Origin of the sequence: Bacteroides sp. D20, assembly GCF_003436255.1 — a bacterium.
Classification (GTDB): Bacteria; Bacteroidota; Bacteroidia; order Bacteroidales; family Bacteroidaceae; genus Bacteroides; species Bacteroides uniformis.
On record NZ_QSOO01000030.1, the window covers coordinates 24,443 to 32,393 of the forward strand.

The 7,951-nt window shown below is 52.8% G+C and carries 9 protein-coding genes and 1 pseudogene; 1 reads left to right on the forward strand and 9 read right to left on the reverse strand.

The window, feature by feature from the left end; genetic code table 11:
• Nucleotides 1-3 precede the first annotated feature (3 nt).
• The 9 genes and pseudogenes from DXD78_RS20225 to DXD78_RS20260 all read right to left on the reverse strand — a co-directional run.
• On the reverse strand, nt 4-579 hold the full coding sequence (locus DXD78_RS20225; RefSeq protein ID WP_004291523.1) for a conjugal transfer protein TraO: 576 nt from the start codon (nt 577-579) through the stop codon (nt 4-6).
• 2 nt (nt 580-581) lie between these two features.
• Nucleotides 582-1,568: a conjugative transposon protein TraN gene (gene traN / locus DXD78_RS20230; protein WP_004291522.1), complete on the reverse strand. Its 987-nt coding sequence runs from the start codon at nt 1,566-1,568 to the stop codon at nt 582-584.
• A 34-nt stretch (nt 1,569-1,602) separates the two neighbouring features.
• Entirely contained in the window at nt 1,603-2,955 is a 1,353-nt protein-coding gene (gene traM / locus DXD78_RS20235; RefSeq protein ID WP_004291521.1) for a conjugative transposon protein TraM, read from the reverse strand.
• Nucleotides 2,936-3,244 carry a TraL conjugative transposon family protein gene (locus DXD78_RS21235; protein WP_004291520.1) on the reverse strand — a complete coding sequence of 103 codons (309 nt, stop codon included), beginning with the start codon at nt 3,242-3,244 and terminating at the stop codon, nt 2,936-2,938. Before DXD78_RS21235 ends, traM begins: the two co-directional genes overlap by 20 nt.
• 6 nt (nt 3,245-3,250) lie before the next feature.
• A complete protein-coding gene (gene traK, locus DXD78_RS20240) occupies nt 3,251-3,874 on the reverse strand; it encodes a conjugative transposon protein TraK (protein ID WP_004291519.1) in 624 nt (207 codons plus the stop codon).
• 31 nt (nt 3,875-3,905) lie between these two features.
• The gene (gene traJ, locus DXD78_RS20245; protein ID WP_004291518.1) at nt 3,906-4,910 is read right to left on the reverse strand and encodes a conjugative transposon protein TraJ; all 1,005 of its coding nucleotides are present in this window, start codon (nt 4,908-4,910) and stop codon (nt 3,906-3,908) included.
• Between the two features lie 3 nt (nt 4,911-4,913).
• Complete coding sequence (locus DXD78_RS20250; RefSeq protein ID WP_004304283.1) at nt 4,914-5,543, reverse strand: DUF4141 domain-containing protein; 630 nt, start codon at nt 5,541-5,543, stop codon at nt 4,914-4,916.
• Between the two features lie 23 nt (nt 5,544-5,566).
• A complete protein-coding gene (locus tag DXD78_RS20255; RefSeq protein ID WP_004291516.1) occupies nt 5,567-5,947 on the reverse strand; it encodes a DUF3876 domain-containing protein in 381 nt (126 codons plus the stop codon).
• 40 nt (nt 5,948-5,987) lie between these two features.
• Nucleotides 5,988-7,193, reverse strand: a pseudogene (locus DXD78_RS20260) (TraG family conjugative transposon ATPase); the annotation flags it as partial.
• Between the two features lie 456 nt (nt 7,194-7,649).
• Here DXD78_RS20260 and DXD78_RS20265 point away from each other — a divergent pair.
• Entirely contained in the window at nt 7,650-7,919 is a 270-nt protein-coding gene (locus DXD78_RS20265) for a hypothetical protein (RefSeq protein WP_233534026.1), read from the forward strand.
• The last annotated feature ends 32 nt before the right edge of the window (nt 7,920-7,951 follow it).

Here is a 7,951-nt window from a genome sequence, read left to right on the forward strand (position 1 = left end):
GTGTCAGTTGATGATGAACTTGATACCGACCCCGAACTGCGTGTGGAACTTCCGTGTGTCGCCACCCCAAAGGCAACGCTCCCGCAGGTTGGCAAGCAGGGCGATACGGTCTGCCACGTAACACTCCACATCGAGCGTCAGCGCACCGCCGTAGATGAAGGCGTCCCGGTCGTGCAGCGTGGAGCCGTCATGCAGCACCTTCTTCCCCCAATTTACCGCCTCATATCCGGCGAGAGCCGAAGCCCCGGCATAGACGAAAACAATCTTTCGGGCGTCCGACAGTATCTTGAAGTAATAGCCGCCCTCCGCCGTGAACTGCGCCACGGGTATCTTGGTGTCCTTGTAGGGATTGTTCTTCAACAGGTATTCGCCACCGAACACCCACTTGTTCCCCTTCTTCGTGTAGGTGGAGAGAGCCGCCCCGAAGCTGTACCCGCCGTCCTTGCCGCCGAGATTGAAGCCGTCCGCCATGTCCGCCCTCACCTCGATGCCCTGCATCTTCGGCAGACACCGCTGGGCGTGCGCCTGCCCTGTAAAAAGGGCAAGCGACGCGATGATTATTGCGATGTACTTTCTCATGGTCAGCGTACTTGAAGTTCGTTGATGGTACCCGCGCGTACCAAATCCTCGTTCTCAATCACGAAGGACTGGTGACGGCCGCCGTTCTTCTCGTTCAATTCCACCACGAGGCACTTGTCATCGGGGATGGTGAACTTCGCCATCGTGAAGACCGTGCGCTCGCTCTTTTTGCCCGGCACGAGGGTGGCGTAGTTCTGCGCGCGGAGCGGCAGAATAATCTGCTCCTGCACGGCAGTACGCTTCGCAACCTTCTTGTCCACGATTTTCCAAGTGATGTAGTCCACATCGAAAGGCACGTTGCTCTGGTTCTTTATCTCCGTGTGGAAATAAAGCAAGCCGTTGTGCGTGTAGATGCCTTTCAACAGGTATTGGATGCCGAAACGCTTGCAGCCGATATGCTTCACCTCGCGCTTGTTCTGTTTGTGGATGGACTTCATGATAAGGCGCACCAGCATCGGGCTTTCGCTGCCCAGCTCTTTCAGATAGATTTCCTGCGCGTTGTTCGGGCGGTTCACCGTGCTGCCGTCATGGATGAAGTCGCACATCTCCACGTTGAGCAACAGCGGTTCGGCGGCGTACTTCACGTTGAAGGTGTAGAAACTGCCGTCCTCCGTGATGACGGACATATTCGTTTCGTTGGGAAAATTCCTTACGGTAGCCTTCACACGGATGATGTTCTCCGCTCCGTCGGCTTTCCCGGCAATCAGGTCGGGCGAGCCTAAATCGACATAGCGCACCTCCGCCGGAAAAATGACGTGGACGGTCTTGTCGTAGGTCACTTCCAGACCGTGCGGCGGTATCATGCGGTCGAAGGTCAGCTTGCGTGACAGCCCGTGATATAGGTCGCCGTCCGCCTCCTTCTGCGGATAGACCTCCTTCGTCAAGGTCGGTTGTTCACTTCCGTTGGTCGTTTCAACGGTTACATTCTCCTGCGCGTTGGCAGTTATGATGCCCATAGCGAGGGCAAACATGATGATTACTTTTCTCATTACTTTTGGATTTTAGTGGTAATTTTTATTGTTTTCAATATTTTTCTTGGTAAAGCATGACCCTGTACCCGGCTTTCAGATGCACCTTGACGGTTCGCATCTTTTTGGCGATGTACTGGCTCGTGCCTTGTATCAGCCCCTTGCCCAAGTCGGAGGCGAGCTGCGCCCCGGCATTGGTGGAGATGTTGATGCTGCTTCCCAGCGAGCCGCCCATGTTGGCGGCGACCTCCCGGACGGCGTTCATCTCCATCGAGTTCGGGATGAAGATGCCGGGCTGTCCGTCCGTGTCATAGACCGCAAGCTCCACGGGGATAATCGTGCCGTCGTATTCCAGCGAGGTAATCTCGATGTCGAGCCGCTCACCCTGTATCTTGCCCGTGCCGACCACCACCGCACCCCGGGGTATTGTCCTGCCTGCCACCGCCATAGGCTCCAGCAGGCGCAGCCTTACCGTCTGCCCGTCCGTCACGCTCTGCGCCCCATGCACGCACGCCGGTATGGTGTTCCTGTCCAATACCTCCGCCGTGCCGACAGCCGTGTTGAAACCCCGGTTGCGTTCCTGCGATAAGGCGGCGACAAACTCCGCGTTACTCATAGGCTGTGAGAGTGAAGAAACTACTTGATGCTCCACCTGTCTGATAGGCATTGCCTTGTTCTTCTTCCCTTTCTGCACGGTAGTTGGCTCTGCCCTCTGTTCCGCCGATGGCTGTCCTCCGTTCTGACCGCCCATGTACTTTGCCGCCAGCTCGTAGGACTTCTCCATAAGAGCCACCTGCTCGTCCATAGAGGAAGCCTTGCCCCTCTCGCTTTCCAGTTCCGACTCCAGCGATGCGATGCGCTCCAACAATTCGTCCATCTCCGCATTGTCGTTTTTCGGCTGGTCGTAGAAGTTTCCGAGCGTGGCGTTCAGGTCACGGTAGGCGGCTGCGGAGGACTGGATGGTCTGCGGCGTGGCTGGCTTTGCCCTTTCTTCCTTGCCGCCCGGATTGGCGAGGTCGAAGTCCACTCCGTTCTCCGTTCCCGCTATCTCGCGGTCGAACATGTCGCCCAGCTGCCCGATGGCACGGTTGCGGCTCTCCTGACGCTCTTCCATCTCCCCATGCTCGTAGGCTTTCAGCTTGTCGCCGATAATCTGCCGGTTCGCCTTGTCAGCGTCGGGCATCTCGGTGTTGTATCCGTCCGTTCCCGGCGGTTGCTCCTTGCCGGAGGACGGGGCGAATATCAGCCACATCGCCCCGATGAACACCAACACCATAGCGGGCAGCACGATCATCTTCTGCCGTTTCAGCCGTTGCGCCTCTGTCAGCGGTTCGCGCTCCTTTTTCGGTTTCCCCGTTTCGGGAGCAGCTTTGTTCTCTTTCGTCGGTTCATTCTTTGTCTGTTCCATATAAATAAGGTGTTAAGTGATTGCCTGTTTCCGCCGGGGTCGGCAGTTCCACCCGTCCGGCGTGTCCCGTTTCCATATGTGAGCCGTCGTTCCTGCCGATGTCATAGACGGCTCTGCCGAAGGTGTAAAGGGCAAGCACCGCGAAGGCGGCGAACATCCCCAGCACGATGCGGCGGCGTGTTTCCGGCGGCAAGCCGTCCAGATACCCTTTGAGACTTGCCGCCAAGCGTTTCCGTTTGTCGTGGAGTTTCCAATACATGCCCCACATTGATTTTCTGATACTTTTCATGTCCTGTTACCGTTTGATAGTCTGTAAATCCTTGTTCTCAATGATGGTGAAACCCTCGATGGTAAAACCGTTCGGGTTGTCATCCGACCGCGATGCGTTCAGCAGGCGGCAGGTGGTCACGAGGCTGCGCTCGGTGACGTTGCTCTGCCGGATGATTTTCTGTGTGGCGTAGGTCACGGCACGGTAGGGATAGGCGTTGAAGTCGCACACCACGCTGTCCACCTTCAGCACTTGGTTGATGTTCCCGGCGATGATGCGGTTGTAGTACCCCTTCTCCGCGAAGTCCGAATAATAGTGGTACACGCTCTTGTCCGCCAGCAGCAAGGCACGTTTCACGTTGTGTTCAATCGCGCTTTTTTCAGGTGATAGCGTGAAGAACATCTCGTGGAAACGGCGCACATGTTCCCGTGCCTCCGCCGGGCGGTTCTGCGACAAATCCTGAGACAAGGCGAGCATCAGGCTCTTGCCGTTGTCCAGCACATAGATTTTCTCCCGTTGCTTCTCTGCGAAACGGTAGGAGTTCCACACGCTCCACACCGTCACCACGGCGCACAGCGAGAGGAAGACGATACCGAACAGGCGTATCTGCCTGAACGACGATTCGATGTTTCTAAGTGATTTGAATTCCATTTATATTTTCCAATTTATGATTGCACATTGATTATTTCAGCAATTTGCCGACACGTCCGACTGCGTTTCCTGCGGCTGCACCCGCCACGCTGCCCGCCATGCTTCCGGCTCGTCCCGCCATCTGGTTCACGTTGCGACCGTAACCGCCCATGCCTCCGGCTTGGATAATCCAGCCCGCAACGGTGGGAATGGTAAAGTAGCCGATGATGCCGATGCAGAGGAATACGATATACACCCCGTCGCTCGAATCCAGCGAGAAGTTCGGGTCTGCCTGCATCCGCTCGATGTCGTTTTGCAGCATCAGAACCTGTATCTTCGCCAGTATGGTGCTGAACATGTCCGATACCGGTAGCCACAGATAGACCTGTATATAGCGGCATATCCACTGCGTGAGCGTGTTTTGGAAACCGTCCCATACCGACAGGGCGAAGGCTATCGGACCGAGAATCGCCAGCACCACGAGAAAGAAGGTGCGGACGGTGTCTATCACGAGGGCGGCGGCTTGGAACAGCAGTTCGAGTATCTCGCGGAAGAAGTCGCGGATGCTCTTCTTCATGTTGTACATTCCCCGGTCGATATACATTCCCGCCATCGTCACCATGTCGGAGGGCGACCAGCCGAGTTCCTCCAGTTGCTTGTCAAATTCCTCGTTGGACACGAGGTAGGCGGTTTCGGGGTTGCGTACCATCGCCTCGTATTCCAGTTTGTCCTTCTGCTCCCGGTATCGGTTCATGTCCAGCGTTTCCGCCTCCAGCATCTTTGCCGTGCCCTGTACGACGGGTGAGAGGATGCTGTTTATCGTGCCCAGCACCACAGTCGGGAAGAACATGATGCACAGACCGATGGCAAAAGGACGGAGCATCGGGAATACGTCTATCGGTTCAGCTCTCGCCAGCGACTGCCATACCCGGTAGGCGACGTAGAACAGCGCACCCAGCCCGGCGATGCCTTTCGCCACACCAGCCATGTCCCCACACAGCGGCATCATCTGCTCATAAAGTGAACGTAAAATCTGATGAAGGTTGTCGAACTTCATAGGCTACCAGTATCTTTCGTTCATGTTCCCGTACAGCCCCATGATGCGGTCGAGGTCGTTCTTCTTTTTCGCACGCAGGTAACTCACGGAGATGTTCTTGTTCGTGTAGTAGCTCACGAGGTTGCGGTAACGCTTCATCTTCGAGTGGCAGCGTTCCACCACGTCCATGCGCTCCTTGTCGGTCATGGAGAGCGTGGTGATGTTCACCACGTTCCTGAGTTCCGTCAACACTTCGTTGCTTTCCTCCAGCAGTTTCGTGTAGCCGAAAGCGATTGCGGAAAGCTCTTCGGGTCTGAAATTCCCGTCACGGAGCATCCGTTGGAAACTGTTCACATAGATGTCTGTGATGTCGCCCACCATCAGGATGGTCTGCTGCACCTTGCGGGCGTCCTTGACCAGATTGTTCACCGATTTGAGGGCATCGTAATACTTCTTGCCCTGCTGATAGATTTTCACCGTCTCCTGAAAGTTGCTCACCATGTTCGTGGCGGTCTTGGAGGTATGGATGATGTTTTTGGAGGCATTGATGATGCCCTGCGCTAGATTGCCCGGATCGCTTACGACCCACTGTGCGCTTGCCCTGCCCGCGAAAAGCAGGCACAGGCAGATAATCATTGTTATTCTTGTTCTCATGTTACTTTGGATTTTAGTGGTTGTTATTCTTCGGTCGGATGTCCCGGCTGCGGCTTCACCCGCACATAGTCCCCGTTTGGCGAGAAAGTCAGCACATCCGTGGCCTCGTTGTAGGACACGTCGATGCGGAAGCCGGTGTTCATGAACAGGTTGCCGTTCTCCTCCTGCAAGAGATAGGTTTCCGGCTTGAGCTTGCGGCGCAGACCGCTACGACGGAACACCGTCACTTTGTAGGCTTCGCCCTCCTTGTAGATAAGCACGTCAGGTTTTCCCTCCACGCTCTCCCAGTTCCCGCACAGCATGTCGCGGCGGTTGTCGGCCACGTCGCAGGATTGCAGCATCATGACCGCCAATCCGATAAGGCACTTGCTGACTTGCAGCATTTTCACTTTTGGTAAATTCATACGCGTTTTTCTTTTTTGGTTGATACATTCTGTTTTTTAGTTATTCCTTGTTTCTCCGCCTTTCGGCAAGCTGCCGGATGGCGGCTTCGATGTCGTCGCCCAGCTTCTCCGCCAGACGGTAAACCTCCACTTTTTCCGTTTCCTCGGTGGTGTACGCCAGATACTCTTCCGCGCTGACCTCCGTGGCATAGACCGCCGACTGCGTGCCGCCCAAGCCTATCCACACCTCCTTGTAGAGCCGTGAAGGGTTGTTCGCCATGTTGATGGAGAGTATCTGCGACTTCTCCTTTTCCGTCAGTCCGAGCAACGCCTGTATCTGGTCGAACTTGTTCATATATTTCCTTTGGTCAAGCAGGATTTTACAATCCGAGTTGTTGATAATGCTCTCTTTGACCACCGGAGAACTGATAATGTCGTCCACCTCCTGCGTCACCACGATTGCCTCGCCGTAATATTTTCTGACCGTCTTATACATATAGCGCAGATATTCAGCCATGTTCGCCGATGAGAGGGCCTTCCAAGCCTCTTCCACGATAAGCTGTTTCCGCACGCCTTTCAGCCGCCGCATCTTGTTGATGAAGGCTTCCATGATGATGATGGTCACGACGGGGAACAGTTCGCGGTTTTCTTTAATCGAATCTATCTCGAAGACGATGAACCGCTTGCCGAGCAGGTCGATGTTCTCCGTGGAGTTGAGCAGGAAATCGTAACGCCCGCCCCGGTAATACTGCCGCATGGTGGTGAGCATGTTGTCGATGTTGAAGTCGGACTTCTCCACCTTGATGTCACGCTGTGCCAGTTCCTTGCGGTAGTCGTCACGCATATACTCGTAGAAGGTGTTGAACGACGGCACGATGCTACGGTCGGATTGGATGCGCTCAATATAGGCACTCACGGCACTGCCCAGCTCGCCGCTCTCCGTCTTTGTCACCTTGTCGTCCTCCGACTTCCAGAGCGTCAGCAACAGGGTCTTGATGCTGTCCTTCTTCTCCACGTCGAAGATGTAATCGTCGGTGTAGAACGGGTTGAAGCTGATGGGCTTATCTTCCGTGTAGGTGAAATACACACCGTCCGCTCCGCCTGTCTTGCGTCGGATCATGCCGCACAAGCCCTGATAGGAGTTTCCCGTGTCCACCAATACCACATGTGCGCCTTGCTCATAATATTGGCGCACGAGGTGGTTCATGAAGAAAGACTTGCCGCTGCCCGAAGGACCCAGCACGAACTTGTTGCGGTTGGCTATAATTAATGTGTATAATTTTCTATCTATTTAATACTGAATATCATGGATTTATAGCGTAGGATATATCAATATTAACATTTTACAAACATGCAATTTGCATACAAATAGAGTGGTTATAAGAAAACAGAAAAGGATATTTGTTGTTAATGGGTAAATGTGGTAGGAGATGTTTTTATATCTGTTTTCCCTCGTTTTTCAGTGAAAAATAGACATGATACAGGCGAAAAGAAGAATACTGTTTTTCTTTTCGCCTGTATATATATTTTGCTGTCTATAAAAGTAGGTTTAGTTCGTTTTGGATATATAGACAAAGGGATAAACTAAACTTGCAATGTATAGGAAAGCCTTTTCTTGAATATTAAAAGTTAATTTGTTCAAACTTAATAAGAAAAAAATAGCTTAACAAGCTGTTCTATTATTAACTTTCCCTATATTTGAGTGTTGTTTATATAACTGGTTATGAAACATTTTCTACCCATATTATTTATATTTTCTTTCAATCTTGTCAGCCCACTTTTAGCACAAGACAAGAATTGTGCAGATATGTCTGCTTTATTAGAGAACAAAATATGGAAAGTGCAACTTCCTAAAGACAAACAATATGCAATGGAAATGGAATTTCGTAGTGCCGGATGGAGAACTACGTTTCTATATGATGAAAAACAAACCAAAACATTTTATTCCTATTCTTTGCATGGAGATACTATCAAACTTGAGTTCAACTTATAAATGCAACTTTTTGGGTGCGGATAATAAGCAAT

Coding starts and splice junctions, on each gene's coding strand:
- DXD78_RS20250 (WP_004304283.1), bottom strand. CDS start 5,543: ATGAGAACAAGAATAACAATGATTATCTGCCTGTGCCTGCTTTTCGCG.
- traM (WP_004291521.1), bottom strand. CDS start 2,955: ATGGAACAGACAAAGAATGAACCGACGAAAGAGAACAAAGCTGCTCCC.
- DXD78_RS20265 (WP_233534026.1), top strand. CDS start 7,650: ATGAAACATTTTCTACCCATATTATTTATATTTTCTTTCAATCTTGTC.
- DXD78_RS21235 (WP_004291520.1), bottom strand. CDS start 3,244: ATGAAAAGTATCAGAAAATCAATGTGGGGCATGTATTGGAAACTCCAC.
- traK (WP_004291519.1), bottom strand. CDS start 3,874: ATGGAATTCAAATCACTTAGAAACATCGAATCGTCGTTCAGGCAGATA.
- DXD78_RS20255 (WP_004291516.1), bottom strand. CDS start 5,947: ATGAATTTACCAAAAGTGAAAATGCTGCAAGTCAGCAAGTGCCTTATC.
- traJ (WP_004291518.1), bottom strand. CDS start 4,910: ATGAAGTTCGACAACCTTCATCAGATTTTACGTTCACTTTATGAGCAG.
- DXD78_RS20225 (WP_004291523.1), bottom strand. CDS start 579: ATGAGAAAGTACATCGCAATAATCATCGCGTCGCTTGCCCTTTTTACA.
- traN (WP_004291522.1), bottom strand. CDS start 1,568: ATGAGAAAAGTAATCATCATGTTTGCCCTCGCTATGGGCATCATAACT.